Raw genomic sequence first — 1230 nt, 5'->3', positions numbered from 1 at the left:
GTTATCGAACCTTTTCTGACTACGGAATTATTTTTGGTGATTATATAATAATAAAACGGGTCCTGACCCGATGATTTCGAATTCTCTCGGGGCCAGTTATTCTGATAACTCGATGATGTAAAATCAACCTGACCACGTGCATTATAAATCGTAACCTCTACAGATTGCTGATTAAACAAACTCGGTGGAAGCAACCAATTATCATTGATACCATCACTATTGGGCGTAACTACATTTGGAATAATCTCTGAAGAACCTGCAACATCTGAAATACTGAGTATCTCTGAATCTATAACACAATCCAATAATGTAATCCTTACAAAGTAATCTCCCGTGGTATCTATCTCTATAGAACTTGTGCCCTGACCACTTATAACACTAGAACCATCTACCAAAGATTGGTTCTCGCCGTCTACAACAATAAACCACTCATAAGCATAATTGCTACTCTCTGGAACACTTAATGTAGAGGTCTCTCCAAATGGAATAAATGTTGGTGAAGCTTCTATTACTACAACATCTGATAGAAACTCAACCGTTAAATCATTTGACCGTGCAGTAGGAAATGTAGTGCCTCGTAAAGTGGCTTCTAAAGCATAAACCTCACCTATGTTAGACGAATTAACCGTAAATGTCGTTTCGGTAACTCCAGTAGATTGACTGCCTAAAAACCATTCAAAATCAAATAAAGAATATTGATCTGTCGTAATAGGAACTTCTAAACCCGTAGAAGTAATACCAAATAAATTCTCTAAACCCAAAGTACCAGTATCAGCATCACAATCTAACAACGTAGAAATCTGAGTCCTAAAACCTACAGGCTCAAAAACCTCTGTAGTAGCCTGAAGAGTATCCATACAAGTATCGTTTGCAAAGACATCTACTCGATACAATCCTGGGTTGGTTACATTAACTGACAAAGCTCCCGGTGTACTAACCGCGAGCGGACCTTGAATACTTATTCCGTTCCTAAACCATTCTACTGTACTGCCAGCAGAAGGTGCATTTGTCGTAATAGACAAAACCAACGTAGGCTGGGTAGGTAATAACATAATCTGGGGAGGAGGTTGGGTTAGAATATCCGAACCTAAATTAATAACCTCGACAGGAGCAGTAGTTATATTACATGTTGGTGTTCCCGTAACTTTAACAGTGTAAATACCTGCAAAATTACTCTGTGGTAAAATCTCGGATGGACCATCAAATTCGGGAATCGGAACCCCATCCTTA

1 protein-coding gene is annotated in these 1230 nt (G+C 38.9%); it reads right to left on the bottom strand.

Annotated elements, in window-relative coordinates:
• Positions 1-1230 (bottom strand): T9SS type B sorting domain-containing protein (locus Z053_RS0127340; protein WP_025668149.1); only part of this gene is annotated, 1230 nt, incomplete at both ends.

The sequence above is a fragment of the Aquimarina megaterium XH134 genome (genome assembly GCF_000520975.1).
Classification (GTDB): domain Bacteria; phylum Bacteroidota; class Bacteroidia; order Flavobacteriales; family Flavobacteriaceae; genus Aquimarina; species Aquimarina megaterium.
The sequence above is the reverse complement of the archived record's forward strand: the minus strand, read 5'-3'. Positions and strand labels throughout refer to the sequence as shown.